General features: G+C 38.9%; 19 protein-coding genes and 1 tRNA gene. 15 read left to right on the top strand and 5 right to left on the bottom strand.

Annotated features, from left to right (window positions below):
• Nucleotides 1–119: 119 nt before the first annotated feature.
• The 5 genes from H4J52_RS11735 to H4J52_RS11715 form a co-directional block, all read right to left on the bottom strand.
• On the bottom strand, nt 120–1,298 hold the full coding sequence (locus H4J52_RS11735) for a phosphoglycerate kinase (RefSeq protein ID WP_182177129.1): 1,179 nt from the start codon (nt 1,296–1,298) through the stop codon (nt 120–122).
• A gap of 40 nt (nt 1,299–1,338) precedes the next feature.
• A complete protein-coding gene (gene epd / locus H4J52_RS11730) occupies nt 1,339–2,376 on the bottom strand; it encodes an erythrose-4-phosphate dehydrogenase (protein ID WP_182177128.1) in 1,038 nt (345 codons plus the stop codon).
• Between the two features lie 113 nt (nt 2,377–2,489).
• On the bottom strand, nt 2,490–4,478 hold the full coding sequence (gene tkt, locus H4J52_RS11725) for a transketolase (RefSeq protein ID WP_182224747.1): 1,989 nt from the start codon (nt 4,476–4,478) through the stop codon (nt 2,490–2,492).
• A 238-nt stretch (nt 4,479–4,716) separates the two neighbouring features.
• Complete coding sequence (locus tag H4J52_RS11720) at nt 4,717–4,896, bottom strand: hypothetical protein (protein ID WP_182224745.1); 180 nt, start codon at nt 4,894–4,896, stop codon at nt 4,717–4,719.
• A 316-nt stretch (nt 4,897–5,212) separates the two neighbouring features.
• A tRNA-Arg gene (locus H4J52_RS11715) sits at nt 5,213–5,289 on the bottom strand.
• 183 nt (nt 5,290–5,472) lie between these two features.
• On the opposite strand from H4J52_RS11715, the gene H4J52_RS11710 reads away from it, so the two are divergent.
• From H4J52_RS11710 to murG, 15 genes are all read left to right on the top strand, one after another.
• Nucleotides 5,473–7,380 (top strand): GGDEF domain-containing protein, encoded by a 1,908-nt coding sequence (locus H4J52_RS11710; protein WP_182223627.1) that lies wholly within the window; start codon nt 5,473–5,475, stop codon nt 7,378–7,380.
• On the top strand, nt 7,380–8,681 hold the full coding sequence (locus tag H4J52_RS11705) for a GGDEF domain-containing protein (protein WP_182177124.1): 1,302 nt from the start codon (nt 7,380–7,382) through the stop codon (nt 8,679–8,681). The genes H4J52_RS11710 and H4J52_RS11705 overlap by 1 nt, the downstream gene beginning before the upstream one ends.
• A 140-nt stretch (nt 8,682–8,821) precedes the next feature.
• A complete protein-coding gene (parC, locus tag H4J52_RS11700; protein WP_182177123.1) occupies nt 8,822–11,131 on the top strand; it encodes a DNA topoisomerase IV subunit A in 2,310 nt (769 codons plus the stop codon).
• A 91-nt stretch (nt 11,132–11,222) separates the two neighbouring features.
• Entirely contained in the window at nt 11,223–11,708 is a 486-nt protein-coding gene (locus H4J52_RS11695; RefSeq protein WP_182224743.1) for a YcxB family protein, read from the top strand.
• A 12-nt stretch (nt 11,709–11,720) separates the two neighbouring features.
• Nucleotides 11,721–12,602, top strand: a complete 882-nt coding sequence (locus tag H4J52_RS11690) for a sulfite exporter TauE/SafE family protein (RefSeq protein ID WP_182224892.1) — start codon at nt 11,721–11,723, stop codon at nt 12,600–12,602.
• A 256-nt stretch (nt 12,603–12,858) separates the two neighbouring features.
• The gene (gene mraZ, locus H4J52_RS11685) at nt 12,859–13,317 is read left to right on the top strand and encodes a division/cell wall cluster transcriptional repressor MraZ (protein WP_182177121.1); all 459 of its coding nucleotides are present in this window, start codon (nt 12,859–12,861) and stop codon (nt 13,315–13,317) included.
• A gap of 107 nt (nt 13,318–13,424) precedes the next feature.
• Entirely contained in the window at nt 13,425–14,366 is a 942-nt protein-coding gene (gene rsmH, locus H4J52_RS11680; RefSeq protein ID WP_182177120.1) for a 16S rRNA (cytosine(1402)-N(4))-methyltransferase RsmH, read from the top strand.
• A 16-nt stretch (nt 14,367–14,382) separates the two neighbouring features.
• Complete coding sequence (gene ftsL, locus H4J52_RS11675; RefSeq protein ID WP_259366602.1) at nt 14,383–14,694, top strand: cell division protein FtsL; 312 nt, start codon at nt 14,383–14,385, stop codon at nt 14,692–14,694.
• Nucleotides 14,694–16,472 (top strand): penicillin-binding transpeptidase domain-containing protein, encoded by a 1,779-nt coding sequence (locus H4J52_RS11670; protein ID WP_182177119.1) that lies wholly within the window; start codon nt 14,694–14,696, stop codon nt 16,470–16,472. Before ftsL ends, H4J52_RS11670 begins: the two co-directional genes overlap by 1 nt.
• Nucleotides 16,465–18,048 carry a UDP-N-acetylmuramoyl-L-alanyl-D-glutamate--2,6-diaminopimelate ligase gene (locus H4J52_RS11665; protein ID WP_182177118.1) on the top strand — a complete coding sequence of 528 codons (1,584 nt, stop codon included), beginning with the start codon at nt 16,465–16,467 and terminating at the stop codon, nt 18,046–18,048. The genes H4J52_RS11670 and H4J52_RS11665 overlap by 8 nt, the downstream gene beginning before the upstream one ends.
• Entirely contained in the window at nt 18,045–19,457 is a 1,413-nt protein-coding gene (gene murF / locus H4J52_RS11660) for a UDP-N-acetylmuramoyl-tripeptide--D-alanyl-D-alanine ligase (RefSeq protein ID WP_182177117.1), read from the top strand. Before H4J52_RS11665 ends, murF begins: the two co-directional genes overlap by 4 nt.
• Nucleotides 19,451–20,533 carry a phospho-N-acetylmuramoyl-pentapeptide-transferase gene (mraY, locus tag H4J52_RS11655; protein ID WP_182177116.1) on the top strand — a complete coding sequence of 361 codons (1,083 nt, stop codon included), beginning with the start codon at nt 19,451–19,453 and terminating at the stop codon, nt 20,531–20,533. The genes murF and mraY overlap by 7 nt, the downstream gene beginning before the upstream one ends.
• 44 nt (nt 20,534–20,577) lie before the next feature.
• Nucleotides 20,578–21,996 carry a UDP-N-acetylmuramoyl-L-alanine--D-glutamate ligase gene (murD, locus tag H4J52_RS11650; RefSeq protein WP_182177115.1) on the top strand — a complete coding sequence of 473 codons (1,419 nt, stop codon included), beginning with the start codon at nt 20,578–20,580 and terminating at the stop codon, nt 21,994–21,996.
• Nucleotides 21,996–23,291, top strand: a complete 1,296-nt coding sequence (ftsW, locus tag H4J52_RS11645; protein ID WP_182177114.1) for a cell division protein FtsW — start codon at nt 21,996–21,998, stop codon at nt 23,289–23,291. Before murD ends, ftsW begins: the two co-directional genes overlap by 1 nt.
• Nucleotides 23,278–24,387: an undecaprenyldiphospho-muramoylpentapeptide beta-N-acetylglucosaminyltransferase gene (murG, locus tag H4J52_RS11640; RefSeq protein WP_182177113.1), complete on the top strand. Its 1,110-nt coding sequence runs from the start codon at nt 23,278–23,280 to the stop codon at nt 24,385–24,387. Before ftsW ends, murG begins: the two co-directional genes overlap by 14 nt.
• The last annotated feature ends 8 nt before the right edge of the window (nt 24,388–24,395 follow it).

Raw genomic sequence — 24,395 nt, 5'->3', positions numbered from 1 at the left:
ATAAAAACTTTATTAGTTAAAATACAATGATAGTTATCTAAAAATGAAAAAGCCCTGATCTATAAAATAAATCAGGGCTTGAATAACATTAATTAGTTGTTTTTTTTGTAGATAATCACTTACGACTGAGCGCGTTCTTCTAAAATAGCGACAGCAGGAAGTTTTTTACCTTCTAAAAACTCTAAGAAAGCACCGCCACCTGTTGAAATATAAGAGACTTTGTTGGCGATATTATATTTATCAACAGCCGCTAAAGTATCACCACCACCGGCAATGGAAAAAGCTGAACTTTCAGCAATAGCTTTAGCAATAGTTTCGGTGCCGCGACCAAATTGGTCAAATTCAAAAACACCTACCGGTCCGTTCCAGACAATAGTGCCAGCATTTTTGATTATCTCAACTAATGCTTGTGCTGAATCTGGGCCGATATCAAAAATCATATCTTCATCAGTCACATCATTCACAGATTTTATTGTTGCAATGGCTGTTTCTGAAAACTCTGTGCCAGTAATAACATCGGTAGGTACCGGAATATCACCATTATTTGTTTTTGCTTGTGCTGTTAAGCGATTCGCTTCATCAAGCAAATCTTTTTCGTATAATGATTTACCCACATTATGACCATTTGCGGCAATAAAGGTATTCGCAATACCACCACCAACCACTAATTGGTCAACAATATTAGCTAACGACTCTAGCACCGTTAATTTTGTTGAGACTTTAGAGCCACCAACAATCGCCACTAAAGGACGTGCAGGGTTATCAAGTGCCTTTCCAAGCGCTTCTAATTCACCTGACAATAAAGGACCGGCACAAGCGATAGGGGCAAACTTTGCTACGCCGTGTGTACTCGCTTGCGCGCGATGAGCGGTGCCAAAAGCATCCATAACAAAAATATCACAAAGTGCCGCTAATTTTTTCGCCAAAACATCATCATTTTTCTTTTCGCCCACATTAAAACGAATGTTTTCAAAAACAACTAATTCACCGACTTTTGCATCAACGCCGTTTAAGTAGTCTTTCGCTAAGCGTACTGGAGCATTTAATGTAGCTGCTAAATAGTCAGCGACGGGCTGTAAAGAAAACTCTTCGTTGTACTCACCTTCTGTTGGTCGACCAAGGTGAGACATGATCATTACTTTTGCACCCGCTTCTAAAGCGAGTTTAAGGGTAGGTAAAGCTGCTCTTAATCGAGCATCAGAGGTTATTTTTCCGTCTTTAACAGGTACGTTGAGATCTTCTCGGATCAAAACTCGTTGATTGGCGAGTGCCAAGTCGGTCATTTTAATTACTGACATTTGCTGTTTCCTATTGAATAAATTTTAAAGTTGCGGGTATTTATATCGTTCTTATTTTTTTAAGCTGAATATCTTTTGCCATGGCTTTTGCTGTATCTATCATGCGATTGGCAAAGCCCCATTCGTTATCACACCACACCAGCATTTTAACTAGACGTTTATGGCTAACACGCGTTTGGTTACCATCTACAATGCAAGAATGTGGGTCGTGATTAAAATCTACAGAAACCAGTGGTTCTTCGGTATAACCTAAAATACCCTGTAAGCCATTATTTTGGGCAGCAATAATCGCTTGGTTAATCGCGTTAATATCAACATCAGTCGACAAGGTTAAGCTTAAATCCATCGCGGTAACATTAATAGTAGGCACTCGAACGGCAATCGCTTCAAAACGCCCAGCAAATTTGGGTAGTATTCTTTCAATGCCTGCCGCCAATTTTGTGTCAACCGGAATAATAGATTGGCTTGCTGCCCGACTAAGGCGCAAATCTGGATGGTAAGCGTCGATAACTTGTTGATCATGCATAGAGGAATGAATAGTGGTAATACTGCCACTTTCAACGCCGAAAGCTTCATCAATTACTTTTATCACAGGGACAATACAGTTTGTTGTACAGGAGCCGTTTGAAACTATTTTATCTTTCTCACTGAGCTGACGATGATTAATTCCATAAATAATGGTGGCATCAACGTCTTGTTCTCCAGGGTAAGAGTAAAGTACTTTACCAGCCCCCTGACTTAAGTGAATATTTCCATCATGTTGATTAGCAAATTTACCGGTGCAATCAAGGACGATATCAATATTATTTTTTTTCCATGGCATATCGCCAAGTGACTTCTCATGACTCAGTTTTATTACATCACCGGCAATCACTAATTGATCATCGATTAACTCAACTGAAAAAGGAAAACGACCATGGGTGGTATCGTATTTTAGTAAGTGGGCGATGCCTTTTGGCTCGGCAACCTCATTAATAGCAACAAGCTTTAAATAGCTGTTATCAGCATTTTCATATAAAGCACGAGCTACACTTCGGCCAATTCGACCAAAGCCATTGATAGCAATGTTTACAGACATAAGTTTATTGGCATAGGTTGATAGTATTATTTATGATATTAATAAAAGTAACAATCCCTTAAGCGATGATTGATGTCGCTTAAGGGTGTTAGCTTATAGACTTTGGTTAATACTTAAAGTTGGTTTACTGTTTTAACAACGTTTGCAACAGTGAAGCCAAAATGCTCGAGTAATACGTTACCCGGTGCAGATTCACCAAAGGTTGTCATACCGACAACAGCGCCAGAAAAACCAACGTACTTGTACCAAAAATCAGTGTGCGCCGCTTCTATAGCAACACGCTTTATCACTGATGAAGGTAATACCGATTCTTTGTACTCGTTTGATTGAGCATCAAAAGTGTTGGTAGAAGGCATAGAGACTACGCGTACTTTTTTACCTTCAGTGGTTAATTGTTTTGCTGAATCAAGCGCTAAAGAAACTTCAGAGCCGGTCGCAATTAAAATTACGTCAGCAGTGCCGTCACAGTCTTGTAATACATAAGCGCCTTTGGCAATGTTTGCTACTTGCTCATTGTTACGTGCTACCGCAGCTAAACCTTGGCGAGAGAATATTAATGACGTAGGGCCATTTTTACGTTCAATTGCTGACTTCCATGCAACAACAGATTCTGTTGCATCACACGGGCGCCAAGTATCCATATTCGGAGTCGTACGTAAATTAGTTAACTGTTCGATTGGTTGGTGTGTAGGACCATCTTCACCTTGACCAATAGAATCATGCGTGTAGACAAAAATATTTTGAATACCCATTAAGGCAGACATACGGACCGCATTACGCGCATACTCCATAAACATCATGAACGTTGCGCCGTAGTTGATGAAACCACCGTGCAATGAAACGCCATTCATAATACCACTCATACCAAATTCACGCACACCGTAATAGATGTAGTTACCCGCAGCGTCTTTCTCAATACCTTTTGAACCTGACCATAACGTTAAGTTAGACCCCGCTAAATCGGCAGACCCCCCCAATAATTCAGGTAAGATAGCGCCAAAAGCTTCAATAGTATTTTGCGACGCTTTACGTGAAGCAATATTTTCGCCTTTATCTTGGCAAGCTTGCACTAAGGCACTGGCTTTTTCTTCGAAGTCACATGGTAAATCACCCTTAATAACTCTGCGCTCGTATTCAGCGGCAAGTTCTGGATGAGCTTGTTGATATGCTGAAAATTGGTCATTCCAAGCAACTTGGCTTGATTGACCTTTTTCTTTTTGATCCCATTCAGCGTAAACATCGCTTGGAATTTCAAAAGGGGCATGTGGCCAATTTAACGCTTTACGTGTCGCTGCAATTTCTTCATCGCCTAATGGTGCGCCATGACAATCATGTGTACCTTCTTTATTAGGTGAGCCAAAACCAATAATCGTTTTACAACAAATCATTGAAGGTTTATCAGTGACGGCTTTAGCTGCTGATATAGCTGCTGCTATAGCTGCTGAGTCGTGACCGTCAACGCTTATTACGTGCCAGCCATAAGCTTCAAAACGAGCAGGAGTGTCATCAGTAAACCAACCTTCAACTTTACCGTCAATTGAAATACCGTTGTCATCCCAAAAAGCGACAAGTTTGCCTAAGCCTAAGGTACCGGCTAATGAACATACTTCATGAGAGATACCTTCCATCAAACAACCATCGCCTAAGAAGCAGTACGTAAAGTGATCAACAATATTGTGACCATCACGGTTAAATTGTGCGGCAAGTGTTCTTTCAGCTATTGCCATACCAACCGCATTAGAAATACCAGCACCTAACGGGCCTGTCGTTGTCTCTACGCCTGGGGTATAACCATATTCTGGATGCCCAGGTGTTTTAGAATGCAATTGGCGGAAGTTTTTTAATTCTTCAATCGGTAATTCATAACCGGTTAAGTGTAATAAAGAATATATAAGCATTGAACCATGACCGTTCGACAAAACGAAACGATCGCGGTCAGTCCAGTTCGGATCAGTTGGGTTATGCTTGAGAAAATCGCGCCATAATACTTCGGCAATATCTGCCATGCCCATTGGGGCTCCAGGGTGTCCGGATTTCGCTTTTTGTACGGCATCCATACTTAAAGCTCTAATTGCATTGGCCAGTTCTTGACGAGACGGCATATTGACTCCAAATCTTTATTATATTTATACTTATATTAACTAAGTATATGAGGGTGAAAGTGGTGCCATTTTCGCCTAGACCACCACTAAACTGCAAACGATATTATGCAAATAAGTGTTTTTTTTAATATTAGTTAGATTAAATCACTAAAAACAACACTAATGTTAACACGATGTAATTGGAGGGCGTTTCTATTTCATCAAAATTGATTGCTGATAAATGGTTGAATTGTCGATATTAATCGTATAGATTGGTTGAGTTTTGTACAGATGTCAAAATAACAACAAAAACACCTGACACAGGAACATTTATGAACAGGTCATCTTCACGAGGAATTAAGCTGACGACAGTGCTTTTTGCGGTAATCGTATTAGCTGTTTCAGCAGCATTGAGTAGTAACTCAATCGTAGGAGACAAGGATGTTACAGTAGAAAAGTCAACCAGTGAATAATATTTGATGGTGGGCGTATATATTTTAGAAGCCTCGTTTTACGAGGCTTTTTTATGTTTGAAATATAGGGGGTATTCAGGGTTACAGCGAAGTAGAAAGCAACCTGAATTTTCCAATTAGTCTGCTTTCAAAGTATAAATGCATTTATGTACTTCAATGAATTATTAGTTTGTTGTTCAAGAAAACTGCGTAAATAGCTCGACTAATCTTGCTATTAACATATTCATGCAAAATAAGAATTACGGCCAATGCTTGGCTAAAATTATTTGCATACTTTGGAGGTGGCGTCCCTGAGACGATTCGAACGTCCGACCTAGCGCTTAGGAGGCGCTTGCTCTATCCAACTGAGCTACAGGGACTTTATAATACTGAAAACGTTACTAATTTATATTAAAACTTGTTGTTGTTCTAGTTTTATTTTTTATAGACATAAATGAAAAATAATTAATTACAAATAACGGTTTATTATTCGGTTTAAATCGTTTTATACTGCAAGATAAGTTGATCTAAGGATCATAGAAACTATAAATAAGAGGTTGAATTTGTTAAATAAACGTTACAAAAAAGTTACCTTTATTTTTTGGTTCTTGATTAATTATTTATTCATATCCATGCAAACATTTGCCAACGATGAAAAAATAAATAGTGACTTCATCTTTTTTGTAGAACGCGTTGAACACTTACAAAATACCAATATTGCCGGTGCACTTGCGCTGCTAGATTCTTATCAAACAAATATCAATGTGCTTACTGTTGAAAATCAGGTGAAATATTTTCAAGTAATGGCAGAAATATATATTGAAACCTCGCAGTATAGGTTAGCGCATAATGCAGCGTCTCAAGGGCTAAAAATTGCACAGCATTTAACTAGTCCAACCCTTTTAATTTCAGAGCTTTCTTACTTACGTGGTTTTTCTTTAGAAAGCTTAGGTGATGCTAATGGCGCGGTCGAAAACTATCTGAATGGTTTAGAGGTCGCTGAATCACTAGATGCCGAAAAATTTATTGCTGATGGCTTTATAAATTTAGGCGCGGTTTATTACTTAACAGAACAATTCGAAAAATCACTAACTATGCTCAATAATGCTTTGGTCATTGCGAATACACTCGATAATGAGGAGCTTAAAGGGTCGGTTAATAGTGAGTTGGGTATTTTATACTCTTATATGTTTAATTCTCAAAAATCAGTAAAATTTTACCAAGCATCTTATGAACATTATAAAAAAGCAGGCATGGAACTTTATGCGCTAAATAGTTTACAAAATATAGCGATAAATCACATGGAAGAAAATCGTTATGAACAAGCGATTCCCTTGTTTGAAGAAGTTATAGAGAGCGCGAGTAAATTAAGTAATAACGAACTTATTGGTGGTGTTTACACGCGTTTATCTATGTCGCACGCTATGAAAAAAACGCCTGATTTAGACGTTGCCTATCAGTATATTACGCTTGCAGAAAAGTACCTTAAAGGCGTACAGCAGCATAACGCGTTATTGTATTTTAATGTAAACAAGGCATACGTACTTGAAGCAATGGAACGCTACGATGAAGCACTTGAAAGTTTAGACATTTCTGAAAAATTATTAGCACGAAACAGTCAAACTAAAAATACCTTTTCACATTATAATTTAATGTATTTGCAGTCTGAAATTTATTATAAAAAAGAAAAATATAAACAAGCTTACGAAAAACAGTCCCAATATCTCACTCGTTTATTTAACGATCAGTTAAACGTAAATATGGAAAAGGTTGAAGAACTTAGGCTACGTTATGAAAGTAAACAAGCAGACCTAAAAAATAAAATTCTTGAGCAGGAGCGTTCTGTACAAATAATACAACTGAGCGATGTAACCTACCATGAAAAAAACTTACAATTTTTGATTTTTTTTGTGGCTTTGATCGTATTATCACTAGCCTGGTTTTTGTTTAAAATGGTACAAAGTCAAAAACATTTAGTTCGCATTAGCCAAGTAGATGATTTAACCGGCGTTGCTAACCGCCGACGCTTAATGGAATTGGGCGAACAAATGCTTATTCACGCAAAAAAAGAACAAAGTTTTTTTAGTTTACTTATGCTTGACGTTGATAACTTTAAAGCAATCAATGATGATTTCGGACATAATACTGGCGACAAAATACTTAAAAATATTGCTGAGTTAGCAAATAGTATTATGCGTAAAAATGACAGTTTTGGCCGTTTTGGTGGTGAAGAATTTATTATTTTGTTACCTGATACGTCATCACAAAGTGCTTACGAGATTGCTGAACGGTTGCGCTTAAGTATTTATAATCAAGTCTGGTCTTGTAAAGACCTTGCAGGTGTTACAGTAAGTATTGGTATATCTTCTAACCAAAGAGAAAATGATAAAAGCTTTGCTCAACTCATAAAAGATGCGGATATTAATATGTATCAAGCGAAAAAATTAGGTAAAAACAGGGTGTACTTTTAATGAGATATACTTTTTTCATGGGTATTTCAAAGAATTTCTTGCTGAGCCTTTGTTTTGCAAGTGCTGCATTTTCTGCAATAGCTCGGCCTTTTTTAGGTGCGGATGAAGTAAGCGATAAAGAAAATAATAGTTTAAGCGTATCAGCAGGTCCCGAAAATATTTTAGACAATAAAGAACTTCTACCCGTTAATGACCGAATTTTATCTTTGTTATCTCTCGTACAACAAAAATCTACAACGAATACCGCTAAAGTTGAAGATGTTTTATTGCAACTCGAAGATATTAACTCAACCTTTAACGCTGCAGAAAAATATTTAATATTTTTTATACATGGTTTAATCGAACACTACTCAAACAAGGACAAACAGGCAATAATTTGGCTTGAAAAAACATTGGTTTTACGAGATAAAATTCCCGAAAAACAGTTGTATTTACCTGAGTTTTCAGAAGTAAACCTTATTTTAGCTAAGTCTTTCTCTGCTCAGAAAGATTTTAAGCAAGCATTCGATTATAAGAAACAATATATAAGAAATGGTTATCAATATTTTGATGGGACCCGAGCAGAAAAGATCAAAGATCTGAATAAAACCTATGCCACAGATCAAAAAATTAAACAGAATGAACTATTAGCCAACCAAAATAAAATTAAACGTTTAAACATTATTGCCGCAGAAAATAAAAAGTTTGCCCAACAACGTAATATTTCAATTTTGCTTATTACTGTTATTGTTTTTCTTATACTTTTATTTAGACAAATCAAAGCGAAGAAAAAATTAAGGTATTTAGCAAAAATTGACAGTTTAACGAACTTATACAACCGACGTACTTTATTTGAAAAGGGTGCTCAAGCGGTAGGTAAAGCAACAGATGCAAAAAAAAACTTAAGTGTTATTTTGCTTGATATAGATTTTTTCAAAAATATAAACGACAATTATGGCCATGATGTTGGTGACGAAATTATTAAAATAATTGCCCAGTTAGGTAGTGAAACTATGCGTTCTCGGGATCTGTTTGCTCGTTTAGGCGGCGAAGAGTTTGTTGGGGTTTTACCTGGTGTCGGTTGTGCTGAAGCTAAAGCTATAGCTGAGCGTTTACGCGAAAAAGTGGCAAACAAAGACTTGTCTGAATTTAACATTAAACAAAATCTCACTGTAAGCATCGGTGTCGCTTGTTTGGAGCAAGTTGCGCCAAATTTTGACGATTTACTTAATGCTGCTGATATAGCAATGTACTCTGCTAAAGGCAATGGTCGCAATCAAGTTTGTCAGTTTAAGGATCAAACTCAAGATAATAACGACTAATTTAGACATATTGCTAAAGAAGTATTTTCCCCTCTCGTATAATCATATAAGCTAGAGCTCAGCGAATACAATCTAAAAATAATAATCAAAGTCACCTTTAGGGCTATCGCTTAACAGGGTGACAACTCAGGAATTAATTCATGTCAGACGCGCTTAATTTTAGCCTAGAAGGTATTGAACAGCGGCCACTTCGACAATTCACCGAAGAGTCTTATTTAAACTATTCGATGTACGTGATCATGGATCGAGCTTTGCCACATATAGGCGATGGCTTAAAGCCTGTACAAAGACGTATCGTTTATGCCATGTCTGAATTAGGCTTGTCTGCTAACGCCAAATATAAAAAATCAGCGCGTACTGTTGGCGATGTGTTGGGTAAATTTCACCCACATGGCGACTCTGCTTGTTATGAAGCGATGGTACTAATGGCTCAGCCGTTTTCATATCGATATCCATTGGTTGATGGACAAGGAAACTGGGGGGCGCCGGATGATCCAAAATCGTTCGCCGCGATGCGTTATACAGAATCACGACTATCACGCTTTAGTGAAATATTATTGGCTGAATTAGGGCAAGGCACTGTCGATTGGACACCCAATTTTGACGGTACCATGAATGAACCTAAAACCTTACCCGCTCGTTTACCGCATATATTATTAAATGGTATTACAGGTATTGCGGTGGGGATGGCTACTGATATTCCGCCTCATAATGTACGTGAAGTTGCCAATGCCTGTGTTCATCTTATAGAGCAACCTAAAGCAGAAATTGGTGATTTACTTGAATATGTAAAGGGGCCTGACTACCCTACAGATGCTGAAATAATTACCCCTAAAGCCGATATTGAAAAAATATATCGTACCGGTAAAGGCAGCATAAAAATGCGTGCAATTTATGAAGTAGTGCAGGGTGATATTGTTATTACTGCTTTACCTCATCAAGCTTCGGGAGGAAAAATACTCGAACAAATTGCCGGGCAAATGAACGCGAAAAAATTACCCATGGTGGTAGATTTACGTGACGAATCTGATCATGAAAATCCAACACGTTTAGTTGTTATTCCTCGTTCTAATCGCGTTGATATAGAACAACTAATGAATCATTTGTTTGCAAGTACCGACTTAGAAAAAAGTTACCGTGTTAACTTAAATATGATTGGTTTAAATAATAAACCTGCTGTAAAAGACTTGCGGGTAATTTTATCTGAGTGGCTTGAGTATCGCCGCGAAACCGTTCGTCGTCGCTTACAGTATCGTCTTGACAAAGTTTTGGCACGTTTGCATTTATTAGACGGTTTGTTAATCGCCTATTTAAATATTGATGAAGTTATTGAAATTATCCGAAATTTTGATAAACCAAAAGAGGAATTAATTTCCCGTTTTGATTTATCAGAACGTCAAGCTGAATCAATATTAGAAATTAAGCTTCGTCAACTTGCTAAACTTGAAGAAATAAAAATAAGAGCAGAGCAAGCTGAGCTTAATATAGAGCGTGAATATCTTGAAAAAATCTTAAATTCAACAGCGCGTATGAACACGCTGATGAAAAAGGAAATTCAAGAAGCCGCTGAAAAATATGGTGACGACCGTCGTTCGGTACTTATTGAACGCAGTGAAGCCAAAGCACTTTCTGAAAAAGATTTAGTGCCCAGTGAAGCGGTTACTGTTGTTGTGTCTCACAAAGGTTGGGCGCGTTGTGCTAAAGGTCATGACATTGAACCCGAAGCGTTGAGTTATAAATCAGGGGACAGTTATTTATGCTCATCAAAAGGGCGCAGTAATAATCCGGTAGTTTTTATAGATTCAACGGGGCGTGCTTATACAACCGATGCGCATACCTTACCGACCGCACGAAGCCAAGGTGAACCCTTAAGTGGCCGTTTTAGCTTATCAACAGGTGAAACCTTCGTCACGAGCTTAATGGCGAGTGATGAAAGTAAATACTTACTCAGTAGTGATGCTGGTTATGGTTTTGTTGGGAAATTTTCTGACATGATCAGTCGTAATAAAAATGGTAAGGCATTACTGAGCTTGCCAGCAAACGCTAAAGTGAATAGACCATTACCTATCACCAATATTGACAATATGTTAGTACTCGCTATTACGTCTGAAGGTAGAATGTTGGTATTTCCTGTCAAAGACCTACCGGTATTAAGCAAAGGTAAAGGTAATAAAATTATTAATATATCTGCTGCTCGAGCGAAAAGTCGTGAAGAATTTGTTTCGTTACTTAACGTAATTTCAGCTGACAGTTCAGTAACGTTACATGCGGGTAAACGTAAATTAACCCTTAAACCGAGTGATGTTGAACATTACTTTGGGGAACGCGGTCGTCGAGGCAACAAATTACCACGAGGATTACAACGTGTTGATCGGGTCGAAGTTGATATGATTGCAGAAGTAAACATCACGTTAGACGTTGTTAATCCAACATTCAATGAAGAAGGGTAAATAGTCACGACTATTAATGACTATTTACTTCATCATTTGAGAGAAACTCAGGTAAAATAACACCATTATTTTATCTGAGTTTATAACCACTATGTCGCAGCCGTTTTCCTACTCAACAACTTACGAACTAGACAAAGCACACTTTCAAGAATGTTTTAGTGAATCTGTTGTCATTGTTACCCCTATTAATGCTTATAAAAAATCAATCGCTTTAACTATTGCGGGCATGTTATTGGTGTTGTTTACGCAAATGAATCCCTATTTCGCTTGGTTTGTTTTTGCTGTAGGTATTCTCGAAGCTGTGAGTACTTATTATCAAAAACCTTGGTGGGTTATGCGCCAAATGCTCAGTAAAGCAGCAAAAGGTAATGTTGACTTGACGATAGATGAACAGGGGATTGTGAGTAAATCATTTTATGCCAGCCTAACGTTATTGTGGCCTGATGTGCTATTCATTGAAACGACCCAGCTGGGTTGGTTAATAAAACACGCTAAAGGGCGCAGCTATATCTCTAATAAAAACTTATCAGCAGCCGCGATTTTATTCCTAACTGAAAAACTTGATCAGCAAAGCTAGCATTCATTATTGATGAGTTTCCTTCGCTTAAACAATCCTAATTTCATTTTTACCTTTATTGCTATCTGGCTTGGCATGCTTTTTCTGTCTCCGTTAACACTTGAAAGCATCAATGAATATGGGGTATTTAGTTTTATGGGGGTTCTTGGCGCTATTTTTGCGAATTCGACAGGTGCGGGCGGTGGTGTTGTCTTTATTCCATTGTTTAATCAACTCAACTTTACTGAACAACAATCGATAGCGACTAGCTTTGCTATTCAATGTTTTGGTATGACCGCAGGTGCCCTCACGTGGTGGTTTCATTATAAGCATGAAAAAACGCAATTACGTTTATGGCAAGGTTTTAAACGTATTATTAGCATCACCACAGCTAGCTCAATTGTTGGAATTTGGTGGGTTTATGGTAACCAAATCACATCACCATCCTCTTTATATCAAAGCTTTAGCTGGTTTTCTTTGGTACTTGGGGTATTTATTATTGTTACGGTGTTCTTTTTAAAGGCGCATCGCGAATGCAGCCAACTTTATCTTTTTGATTGGCTCGCCTTAATAACAATAGGTTTTTTTGGCGGGGCGTTAACCGCTTGGTTATCAGTAGGCGTAGGTGAGTTGTTGGCCATATATTTGATTTTACGCCGTTTTGATATCAGCTTGGCGGTTGCCGCAGCGGTAATTGTTTCAGCTTTTACAGTGTGGGCAGCTATTTGGCAGCATACCTTTATTCAATTTGACGTTTACTGGCAAGTCGTCATTTTTGCTGGCCCTGGCCCTGGCCCTGGCGCGGTGCTTGGTGGCATTTTTGCTAAGACGTTAGTCACCCGTTTCTCCGCAACTAAGTTGAAATTATTCTTCGCTTTTTGGTTGTTAATAATAGGGCTGGTTGGTATCACGTAAGTGGTCGCTAACTGCCTATGTTTTCCTCAAAAACAGCTTAAAAATTAATTTTAACGCAGATATTGGGGTGATGATCCACAAAACCCCACAAATTCATCAACTTTGCTCAAAGCCTTAATTTTATTGGTGTTAGGCCTTTTCATTTATACTAATATTTGCTTGACATGGCTTTACTTTTCTCACTAAACTACATCAATGTGGGAATAAGTGGGAATTAGTGGATCTTAAGGGATTACTAAAATAATAAAGCAGGATTATGTTTAGAGGCACTAGCGCAATTACGCTCGACAGCAAAAATAGAATCACGGTACCGACCAAGTACCGCGAAGAGCTATTTGCTGATTGCCAAGGAAAAATGGTTTGTACCGTCGATATTCAACATCCCTGCCTACTCCTTTACCCGCTTCCTGAATGGGAAGAAATAGAATTGAAATTGTGTAGTTTGTCTAGCATGAACTCACAAGAGCGATTGTTACAGCAAGTACTTTTAGGTAATGCTTCTGATTGTGAAATTGATAAGAGTGGTCGTTTATTGATTAATGGTCCGTTGCGTCTTCATGCCAATTTAGAAAAAGGTGTGATGCTGGTTGGACAATTGAAAAAGTTTGAAATTTGGAGTGAAAATGCATGGCAAGCGCAAATGCAAAGAGGCATTAGCCAAATTCAGTCAGGTGAAATTGAGTTGACTGACCGCTTGTTAGACTTATCACTGTAAATAGCAAAATTAAAATTAAAATTAAAATTAAAATTAAAACTAAAAATAGTTAATAAACCCGATACCGAATTGATCACTTGGTATTCAGTAAGATGGTGTTACCCAAAATGAAATTAGATAATTCACATATCTCGGTATTGCTTGACGAAGCAGTAGCCGGACTCGCTATTAACCCCAATGGTACCTATATCGACTGCACTTTTGGCCGAGGCGGCCATTCAGCGCTTATTCTTTCTCAGCTTTCTGAAAATGGGCGACTCATCGCTATTGATAGAGATCTCACCGCGATTAAAGCGGCTGAGAAATTTGCTGATGATGCTCGATTTACTATTGAGCACGAAGGTTTTGCTGATTTAGAAAGCATTGCAGAAAAACATCAGTTACTTGAAAAAGTTGACGGTATTTTACTTGACCTAGGCGTGTCTTCGCCGCAACTTGACGAAGCAGAACGTGGCTTTAGCTTTATGAAAGATGGCCCACTGGATATGCGTATGGACACTACACGGGGTCAAACAGCTGCCGAATGGATAGCGGTGGCTGATGTTGAAGACATTACTTGGGTACTACGTACCTTCGGTGAAGAAAAGCATGCCTGGCGAATTGCTAACGCAATTGTTGATACTCGTGAAGAAACACCTTATACCCGTACCAGCCAATTAGCGAAGATTATTCAAACGACTGCGCCACAACGCGAAATCAAAAAGCATCCCGCGACACGTAGCTTTCAAGCTATCCGCATTTATATTAATAGTGAGTTAGAGCAAATTGAAAAAGTGCTGGCTGCATCGCTTTCCGTACTTGCTGAAAATGGCCGTTTAGTGGTCATTAGCTTCCATTCTTTAGAAGACCGCCTTGTGAAGCAGTTTATGAAAAAGCACTCTCAAGGAAAGAAAGTTCCTCGGGGTTTACCTATTAGTGAAGAGGAACTCAATAAAGGTAAAAAATTAGCCTTGATTGGTCGAAGACTAAAACCTAGTGAAAGTGAAGTGGAAGAAAATAAACGTTCACGAAGCTCAGTCATGCGGGTTGCAATGAGATTACCGCATTAATGTGGTTGTTATAGTTATGGCAAACTCGAAAATGGTACTGCCACTTGATATTCTTTATGACATTCAACGATATATATTTACATATTTGTTGTTGCTGGTGGTCGTGATGTCAGCATTTTCGGTGATTTACTTTACCCATTTAAATCGTCAAACCACCAGTGGTTTGGAAATATTATTAACAGAGCGAGATGAATTAGATATTGAATGGCGGAATTTATTATTAGAGCAAAACAGCCTAGCTGAGCACAGCACAATAGAAAGCAAAGCCAGTAAATTATTACAGATGAAAAGACCGAATATTAATTCGGAAGTCATCATTCAACTATAATGAGCAAGTTAGTGAAGAAACAACCAGACAAACAGCAAATTTCGGTGGCATGGCGTTTTTACGTGGTGCTAGGCTTAATTGTGTTTGTCTATGTGGGATTACTGGCCCGTAGTGCATATATTCAAATCATTGAACCTGACATGTTGAAAAAACAAGGGGATATGCGTTCATTACGCACTGCAGCTCATACGGTACAACGAGGTTCAATTGTCGATCGTAATGGCCGTGAATTAGCAATAAGTGTACCTGTTGAAACCGTCTGGGCTGATCCTAAAATAGTTATGGAAAATAATGCCCTCGCAATGAAAGAACATTGGCAAGCACTTGCTGATGTTTTAGGGCGTAATGTAAATAAATTGACTGAACAGATCATTAAAAATCCAAGCAAACGATTTGTCTACGTTGAACGTAAAGTGTCGCCCGCTATGGCTAAATATATCAAAGAACTTAAAATACCGGGCATTCATTTACGTAAAGAATCAAAACGTTTTTATCCGTCAGGAGAAATTAGTGCTCATGTTGTGGGCTTTACCAATGTTGATGATAAAGGTATTGAGGGCGTTGAACATGTTTATGATCAATTACTCACCGGTACCGATGGTGAAAAAAAATACCGTAAAGATGCGAAAGGTCGCAAAATAGAAATTCTTTCTGAACAAGCATCTACTCAGCCTAAAGATATCGTATTAAGTATTGACCAACGAATACAAGCGATTGCTTACAAAGAATTGAAAGGTGCCGTAAAAGCATTTAAAGCATCGTCAGGGTCCGTTGTTGTTACGAATGTTCATACGGGCGAAATTTTAGCATTGGTTAATAGCCCGTCTTATAATCCTAATAATCGCCGAAATACGGCAATTCATCGTTTTCGAAACCGAGCGATTACCGACTTTTATGAGCCAGGTTCTACTTTAAAACCATTAACCGCATTAACTGCATTAGAGTTCGGCTCAGTTAAAGCGGATAGCATTATTGATACCAGCCCAGGTTGGATGCGCTTAGGCGGACGTCGTGTAGGTGATACGATTAACCGTGGAAAATTAAGTGTTACTGATATTTTAGTGCATTCATCAAATATGGGTACCACTAAGTTAGCCCTTTCTGTACCAAAAGAATTTTTACTTAATAAGTTTTTTGATGCAGGGTTTGGCGAACAAACTGGCGTGGGTTTGGTCGGTGAAAGCTCTGGTATTATGCATAATCGCCATCGTTGGTCTGAATTTGAACTAGCCACTTTGTCATGGGGGCATGGGGTTGCTGTTACTCCTATACAACTGGCAAGGTTTTATTCAACATTAGCTAATGGCGGTATTAAAAAACCACTGACTATTATTAAGCAAGGTACCCTTGATACTATACCGCTACGTGATGTACGTGTTTTCTCGCAGCAATCTAGTCAAGAAGTTGTAGGGATGCTAGAGCACGTTGTTGATGAACATACTTCAAATGCTAAAGTAGAAGGTTATCGTGTTGGTGGTAAAACTGGCACTGCTATTAAAGCTTTTGCGGGTGGTTACGGTAATGAGTACGTTGGACTCTTTGCGGGTATGGCGCCTATTTCTGATCCCGCTATTGTTGTTGTGGTGGTGATCAATGAACCTGGCGGTGATTTATACCACGGCGGTGAAGTCGCTTCTCCTGTCTTTTCAAGAGTCATGAAGGGCGCACTACGGGTATTGAATATTGCACCTGACGCAAAACGTGTTGCTGAAAATAGACCGACAGAAAGTAAAGGTAAACTGGTAGCGAAAGCGAAACAGGAGCAAGCAGATGCCTGATTTTACTTTTTCATTGAGCCAAACGAAATTTTTTGCTGTTTTAAAGGCGTTTAATTTACCGACAGAACGGTTGGCAGAACAAACAGACTTTCCTCTTAGCTTGGGCGATTTAGTTAACGACACGCGTAAATTAAAAGCAGGCGACGTGTTTTGTGCGGTGATAGGAAGTCAGCAAAATGGCAATGATTACATTGCTAATGCCGTCTCTTTAAAGGGGGCTTTCGTTATCGCTGAATGCACAGATGCAGCGCAGCATGGTCAGATTGTTTATCTAACCAAAGCAGACTCAGCCAAAAAAATACCACAAGTCTATTTTTATAAGCTCAATGAACAACTTTTTGCTTTCTCAAAAGCTTATTATCAAAATCCACAACAAACGATGACAGTAATAGGTATTACTGGCACGAATGGCAAAACCAGTACCAGTCAAATAATTTCAAAATTATTAGCGAGCTGCCAACAAAGAACGGCTGTTATAGGTACGAATGGCGCTGGACAAATTGAATCACTACAAGCAGTTGAGAACACTACACCAGCTGCGACACAGTTGCATCAGTTAATGGCTGAGTTTTCGGCTGACCATTGCAAAAATGTGGCTATGGAAATATCTTCTCATGCGCTTGAACAGCAACGTGTTATGTCCAACTTACTCGATATTGCGGTATTTACTAACTTGTCACGCGATCATCTTGATTACCATAAAACAATGGCCAACTATGCTAACGCTAAATACAAGATTTTTAGCCATGATGCTGCGCAAATAGCGATTATAAACGGTGACGACGAGCAAGCTCAGTATTGGTTAGCCCATTGGTCAAATAAACAAACTACTATTGTTTATGGTAAATCGTTAGCTATTTCGAAATTTTCAGCTTATGCACAAGCTTGCAATATTAAAACGGATGCGAGTGGTGTTAAATTCACACTGAATACGCATCTGGGTGAACAAAAAATTGAAAGTGTATTAATTGGCGATTTCAATATTGAAAATTTACTTGCTGCTATTGCTGTTTTAATGAGCAAAAATATCTTATTAAGTGATATAGCCGTTGCGGTTAAATCGTTAACCCCCATTGTTGGACGTATGGAAACCTTCAAAGCCCATGAAAAGGCGACCACTATCGTTGACTATGCACATACACCTGATGCTTTGAAAAGTGCATTAGATGCTTGTCGTCATCATTGTATCGGCGATTTATGGGTGGTTTTTGGCTGCGGTGGTGACCGAGACAAAGGTAAGCGGCCACTGATGGCGCAAGCCGCGGAAAAGTGTGCTGACCATCTCGTGTTTACGACTGATAATCCAAGAACAGAACAAGCTGAAGATATTGTCGTTGATATGCTTGCAGGTTGTATTAAACCTGAGGATGTTACCGTTTTACTTGACCGTGAATTGGCTATTGTAGCCACATTAGCAAAAGCTAAAGCTGATGACATGGTCTTGCTTGCCGGTAAAGGCCATGAAGAGTATATCGTTGCGGGTAAAGAAAAAATTAACTATAACGAACGTGAATTTATCAAATCAATTTATGAACGTTACCAACAAAAAAATGAAATTGTCGGAGCTATTTTATGATCCCATTATGCTTAGCTGAAATAGCGCTGGCCGTTGATGGCAAGCTTGTTGGAAAAGATATTACTATTAATAGTATCAATACTGATAGCCGAGCTTTAGTTAAAGGTGAATTGTTCCTTGCATTAAAAGGACCTAATTTCGATGCTCACCGCTTTCTTGAACAGGTCATTTTACTCGGCTGTGAAGCCGTTATTGTTGATCATCAATGTGAAATTGACATCCCTCAAATTATTGTAAGCGATACCCACATAGCATTAGGCAAAATAGCGGCTTATGTAAAAGAAAAAGTTGCTCCTAAAACGGTTGCTATCACTGGTAGTAGCGGTAAAACCACGGTTAAAGAAATGGTCGCTGCTATTTTGTCGCGTTTAGGCAACGTATTAGCAACAAACGGTAATTTTAATAATGATATTGGCGTGCCATTGACTTTATTACGTCTTGAACCACAACATGACTTTGCCGTTGTTGAATTAGGCGCAAATCACATGGGTGAAATAGCTTATACCACAGCATTAGTGAAGCCTGATGTCGCCATTATTAATAATATTGCGGCGGCTCATTTAGAAGGTTTTGGCGATTTATCTGGTGTTGCGCGCGCTAAAGGTGAGATTTTCGAAGGGCTAAACAGTAATGGCGTGGCACTTTATAATCAAGATTGTAAATTGGCTAATAAATGGCAATGGCGCTTAACCGATAAAAAGGTGAGAACATTTTCATGCGAACAAGCCGCTGACTGCTTTTCTAGTGATGCGGTGCTCGACGATAACGGTTGTGCAAGCTTCACTTTACATACCTATTACGGCAATACATTTATTGAATTAACAGTGCCCGGTAAACACAATGTTTGTAATGCCGTAGCGGCAGCAACCATTGCTTTAGAATTTGGTGCAAGCCTTGATGATATTCGTTTGGGCCTGGCAGAAATGTTGACAGTGAAAGGGCGATTGAACTTACATCAGTTAACACCAACGTTTAAATTAATTGATGACACTTACAACGCGAATGTTGAATCAATAAAAGCCGCCACCGACTTACTGGCAAGTTATTCTGGTCGTCGCATCCTTATTTTGGGTGATATGGGTGAATTAGGCGCGCAAGCGCGTGGTTATCATCAAGAAGTGGGCGAGTATGCTAAACACTGTAAAATTGATGAATTACTCACCATTGGTGTGTTGAGTCAAAGCTCAGCAGATGCTTTTCAGGGACACCACTTCAGTGAAAGAACACCATTAATGTGTTGCTTAATTTCTTTGTTGGAAAATGAACAACAAACGATCTCTATTTTAGTTAAAGGTTCACGTAGCGCCCGTATGGAAAATGTAGTGCAAGATATTATTAACTGGCGTAAAAATGCAGATCTCTCTTCGTCAACTTTAGAACACAATTCATCGGAGAAAAGTTCATGCTAGTTTGGCTAAGTGAATATTTAACACAGTATTACAGTTTTTTTAATGTTTTTTCATATCTGACGTTTCGTGCCATTGTTAGTACCTTAACAGCGTTAATTATTTCTTTATACTTTGGCCCTAAACTGATTCGTTATTTACAAAATATGCAAGTGGGTCAAGTGGTTCGTGACGATGGTCCCCAAAGCCATTTGGTCAAAACGGGTACGCCAACCATGGGCGGGATTTTAATTTTAGCGGCGATTGTCGTTAGTGTTTTGTTATGGGCAGACTTAAGTAATACCTATGTTTGGGTCGTGCTGTTTGTTATCACCAGCTTTGGCATTATTGGTTTTGTTGACGATTACAGAAAAGTTATCCGAAAAGATGCCAATGGCTTAATCGCTCGCTGGAAATATTTTTGGCAAACTGTCGCGGGTTTAGCGACCGCATTGTTTTTATATTCTCTTGCACAAAGTCCAGAAGAAACGAGTCTCCTTATTCCTTTTGTCAAAGATGTCTTACCTCAACTGGGTATTTTCTATGTGGCAATGACTTATTTTGTCATTGTAGGTACAAGTAACGCGGTGAATTTAACCGACGGTTTAGATGGCTTAGCGATAGTGCCAACAATAATGGTTGCCGGCGCATTTGCGATATTTGCTTACATGACAGGGCATGCAAATTTCTCTGAATATTTACATATACCTCATATAGCCATGGCAAGTGAACTCGTTGTTGTTTGTACCGCTATTGTGGGTGCAGGTTTAGGTTTTCTTTGGTTCAATACTTATCCAGCACAGGTCTTCATGGGCGATGTCGGCTCTTTAGCATTGGGCGCCGCCTTAGGTGTTATCGCTGTGTTAGTTCGTCAAGAATTAGTCTTGTTTATTATGGGCGGTGTTTTTGTGATGGAAACGGTGTCGGTAATTTTACAGGTTGGATCATACAAATTACGTGGTCAACGTATTTTCCGTATGGCGCCTATTCACCATCATTACGAATTAAAAGGCTGGCCAGAGCCTAGAGTTATTGTCCGTTTTTGGATCATCTCGTTAGTGTTAGTACTCATTGGTTTAGCAACATTAAAACTTCGTTAATTATTTATTAACTCAGTGAAAAAATATAGGTATAAAAGTATAAAATGACACAAGAAACCTCACAAGCTCCGCTAGCATTAGCGCAGTTAACAGCCAAAAAAATTGTTGTCCTCGGTGCAGGATTAACAGGGTTGTCTTGTGTGCGTTATTTAAAAGAAAATGGCCTAACATGCTCGGTAAATGACAGTCGAAAAAACGCGTTGAATGTTGATGTTTTCAAACAAGATTTTCCATCAATACCGTTAATTTTAGGTCGATGGGACAAAGTGCTTATCGCTTCAGCCGATATTCTATTAGTCAGCCCAGGTATTGATACCCATATTGCCGATATCGCTGGTACGATAAATAAAAATACCATTGTCGCAGGTGACGTTGAGCTTTATTGTCAAAACAATAATACGCCCATTCTCGCGGTTACGGGGTCAAATGGTAAATCTACTGTTGTTTCCTTATTAACTTTTATTGGACAAAAACTGGGTAAAAAAGTTGAATTAGGTGGAAACATTGGCGTCCCTGTTCTTGACCAATCAAAAAAATTACTCGACTGCTTAGTTTTAGAACTCTCTAGTTTTCAATTAGAAACGTTACGCAGTATGCAAGCGATTGCAGGAGCGGTATTAAATATTAGTGATGACCATCTAGATCGTCATAAAACCTTAGAAAATTATATAGCAATAAAACAAGGTATATACCCGCAGTGTCAAACAGCTGTTATTAATCGTGACGATGTAAACACTCATGTTAAGGGTAACGTGCAACATGTTATTTCATTTGGAAGTGGGCCCGCAACGCAAGGTCACTTTGGACTTGATGTCATTGATGGGCAAACACAATGTATGTTTGGCTCAACAGCGATTATTGGTGTGAATAAGCTGCCAATAGCAGGTTTACATAATGCATTGAACTGTTTGGCCGTATTAGCCTTGGGACACTGTGCAGGTTGGTCTATAAACGAAATGGTAGAACATCTTGTTGAATTTAAAAGCTTAGAACATCGCTGTCAGCTCGTTTCAACCTATAAAAATGTCCAATGGATTAACGATTCTAAAGCAACCAATGTGGGGGCAACATTGGCGGCAATAGAAGGCTTAGCTGCAATGATGTCTGCAACGAATAACTTATATGTTATTGCAGGTGGCGAAGGTAAAGGTGCTGATTTTTCCCCTTTACAAGCGGTTATAGCGAAATATGTAGAACACGTTTTTACCTTAGGTAAAGACGGTAATGAGATTGCTTTGTTAGCAAAGCAAGCTCAAACAAAAAATACTCAAGTTATCAGTATTGAAGAAGCGGTCAATACGTTAGGTGATATCGCTAAATCTGGTGATATCGTGTTACTTTCTCCTGCTTGTGCCAGCATTGATATGTTTAAAAACTTTGCTGAGCGCGGCGATGTTTTTGTTAACGCCGTTAATAATATTGCTTTACAAAGTAAAGCTCAATTATTGGGAGAGGTGAACTAATGCCTACATCCGTTTTATCGCGCCTCGATAATATAAAATTGCCACAATGGTTATTAATAGAGCAAAGTCAAAGTAGCGCGACGTTTGATCGTAGCTACTTATTACTTGCGATCAGTATGTATATGATTGGTTTAATCATGGTAGCAAGTTCATCAATGCCAGTTGCAGAGCGATTGTTTAATGACCCATTCCACTTTATAGAACGTCATTTTATCTATATCTGTATAAGCCTTATGGTTGCTTTTATTACCATGAGTATACCAATGAGCCTTTGGCAAAAACACAGTGGGCATTTGTTGCTCGTGGGTATTTTGCTTTTAATGGTGGTTTTAGTGATTGGTCGAACTGTTAATGGGTCAACACGCTGGATTGTTGTTGGGCCGATCACCCTGCAAGCGGCAGAGCCAGCAAAGTTGTTTTTCTTTTGCTATTTATCGGCTTACTTAGTACGTCGTCGCGATGAAGTTATGGAAAACGTGAAAGGGTTCGCTAAACCACTGATTGTCTTTGGTGTACTCGGCGCATTGTTATTAATGCAACCCGATTTAGGCACCATTATTGTGATGTTTGTGACTACTTTCGGCTTACTATTTTTAGCGGGCGCTAAACTTTGGCAATTTGCTTGTGTATCTGGCGTTGGCATTAGTTTATTATCCGCGCTCGCTTATTTTTCTCCTTATCGTTGGGCGCGTGTTACTGGCTTTTTAGATCCGTGGGAAGACCCTTTTGGTAGTGGTTATCAATTAACACAGTCATTAATGGCGTATGGCCGTGGTGAAATATTTGGGCAAGGTTTAGGCAATAGCATTCAAAAATTAGAGTATTTGCCTGAAGCACATACTGATTTTGTGATGGCAGTTGTAGCAGAAGAATTTGGTTTTGTTGGTATAAGCGTGATCTTATTATTGAGCATGTTGTTAGTGGTTAAAGCACTATTACTTGGCAGAATTGCTTTACAAAAAGAAAAATATTTTGAAGGTTTTTTCGCTTACGCTATTGGTATTTGGATTAGCTTTCAAGCAGCGGTTAATGTCGGGGCTAGTGTCGGCGCAGTACCTACGAAAGGTTTAACTATGCCGTTGTTAAGTTACGGTGGCAGCTCGATGATAGTCATGACAATGGCGGTGTTTATCTTAATGAGAATTGATCATGAGATCCGCTTGCAAAGTATTCAGGCAACCACTAAGAAAAAATTAAAAAAAAGCAAAATAAAGAAAAATAACTTGAACAATAAAACAGCAGAAAAACCCAAAACAGAACATGATAAGGAGGGTGAACAATATGACTGGATTTGAAGAAAAAACTAGCAAGAAATCACCTACTTTATTAGTGATGGCTGGTGGTACGGGTGGACATATTTTCCCCGGTATAGCCGTTGCAGAAATGCTAAAAGCACAAGGCTGGACGATACATTGGCTTGGTACTGAAAAGCGTATGGAAGCAACCATTGTTCCGCAACACGGCTTCGACATTTCTTTTATTAATATTGCGGGTATTCGCAATAAAAGTTTATTTGAGCGCGTTAAAATACCGTTTAAATTATTACAGTCAGTTTTACAGTCAATTAGGTTATTACGTAAGATAAAGCCTGATGTTGTCCTAGGTATGGGCGGTTATGCGAGTGGACCAGGCGGTTTTGCTGCATGGTTAATGCATATTCCTTTAGTGCTACATGAACAAAATGCGGTTGCTGGCATGACAAACCGTTACTTAGCGAAGATCGCAACAAAAGTCTTAAGCGCATTCCCTAGTGCTTTTGCAAGTAATGTCATTTTTCAAGTGGTTGGTAACCCGTTACGCAAAGAAATAACCGCCTTAACGCCGGTTGTTCCCACAAACCCTAGCAGCAGTAAAAAAGTGCTAGTGGTGGGTGGTAGCCTTGGCGCTAAAATTTTAAACGATACAGTGCCACAGGCATTAAAGCAGATCCAGCTGCAAAATATTGATGTGTGGCATCAAACAGGTCGTGATAATCAAACGGCTGTACTTGAAAGTTATAAAAAATTTGGCTTGTCAGCAGACAAAGTAAAAGTAACAGAATTTATTGAAGATATGGCTGCTGCTTATCAGTGGGCTGACGTCGTTGTTTGTCGATCGGGTGCCCTAACGGTCTCAGAATTAGCGATGGCGGCTAAACCCGCTATATTTGTGCCACTTCCACACGCTGTTGACGACCATCAAACAAAAAATGCGATGTATTTAGTCTCTCGTGGTGCTGCAAAATTATTACCACAAAAAGAATTTAACGGAACAACTTTAGCGCAAATGCTTAACAGCCTATTTGTTTCTGACAGTGTTGTGCAATCTATGGTGAAAGCCGCGCATGACGCTGCTCACGCTGATGCAACGCATTGTGTTGCGAATACTTGCGCGGAGTTAGTTCCTAAATGAGTAATGTA

Source organism: Colwellia sp. MB02u-14, assembly GCF_014076915.1.
Classification (GTDB): domain Bacteria; phylum Pseudomonadota; class Gammaproteobacteria; order Enterobacterales; family Alteromonadaceae; genus Colwellia_A.
The sequence above is the reverse complement of the archived record's forward strand: the minus strand, read 5'-3'. Positions and strand labels throughout refer to the sequence as shown.

What these genes read in the sequence shown, in the direction of transcription:
- H4J52_RS11735 (WP_182177129.1), bottom strand. Translation starts at nt 1,298, where the DNA reads ATGTCAGTAATTAAAATGACCGACTTGGCACTCGCCAATCAACGAGTT.
- epd (WP_182177128.1), bottom strand. Translation starts at nt 2,376, where the DNA reads ATGTCTGTAAACATTGCTATCAATGGCTTTGGTCGAATTGGCCGAAGT.
- tkt (WP_182224747.1), bottom strand. Translation starts at nt 4,478, where the DNA reads ATGCCGTCTCGTCAAGAACTGGCCAATGCAATTAGAGCTTTAAGTATG.
- H4J52_RS11705 (WP_182177124.1), top strand. Translation starts at nt 7,380, where the DNA reads ATGAGATATACTTTTTTCATGGGTATTTCAAAGAATTTCTTGCTGAGC.
- parC (WP_182177123.1), top strand. Translation starts at nt 8,822, where the DNA reads ATGTCAGACGCGCTTAATTTTAGCCTAGAAGGTATTGAACAGCGGCCA.
- H4J52_RS11695 (WP_182224743.1), top strand. Translation starts at nt 11,223, where the DNA reads ATGTCGCAGCCGTTTTCCTACTCAACAACTTACGAACTAGACAAAGCA.
- H4J52_RS11690 (WP_182224892.1), top strand. Translation starts at nt 11,721, where the DNA reads ATGAGTTTCCTTCGCTTAAACAATCCTAATTTCATTTTTACCTTTATT.
- mraZ (WP_182177121.1), top strand. Translation starts at nt 12,859, where the DNA reads ATGTTTAGAGGCACTAGCGCAATTACGCTCGACAGCAAAAATAGAATC.
- rsmH (WP_182177120.1), top strand. Translation starts at nt 13,425, where the DNA reads ATGAAATTAGATAATTCACATATCTCGGTATTGCTTGACGAAGCAGTA.
- ftsL (WP_259366602.1), top strand. Translation starts at nt 14,383, where the DNA reads ATGGCAAACTCGAAAATGGTACTGCCACTTGATATTCTTTATGACATT.
- H4J52_RS11670 (WP_182177119.1), top strand. Translation starts at nt 14,694, where the DNA reads ATGAGCAAGTTAGTGAAGAAACAACCAGACAAACAGCAAATTTCGGTG.
- H4J52_RS11665 (WP_182177118.1), top strand. Translation starts at nt 16,465, where the DNA reads ATGCCTGATTTTACTTTTTCATTGAGCCAAACGAAATTTTTTGCTGTT.
- murF (WP_182177117.1), top strand. Translation starts at nt 18,045, where the DNA reads ATGATCCCATTATGCTTAGCTGAAATAGCGCTGGCCGTTGATGGCAAG.
- mraY (WP_182177116.1), top strand. Translation starts at nt 19,451, where the DNA reads ATGCTAGTTTGGCTAAGTGAATATTTAACACAGTATTACAGTTTTTTT.
- murD (WP_182177115.1), top strand. Translation starts at nt 20,578, where the DNA reads ATGACACAAGAAACCTCACAAGCTCCGCTAGCATTAGCGCAGTTAACA.
- ftsW (WP_182177114.1), top strand. Translation starts at nt 21,996, where the DNA reads ATGCCTACATCCGTTTTATCGCGCCTCGATAATATAAAATTGCCACAA.
- murG (WP_182177113.1), top strand. Translation starts at nt 23,278, where the DNA reads ATGACTGGATTTGAAGAAAAAACTAGCAAGAAATCACCTACTTTATTA.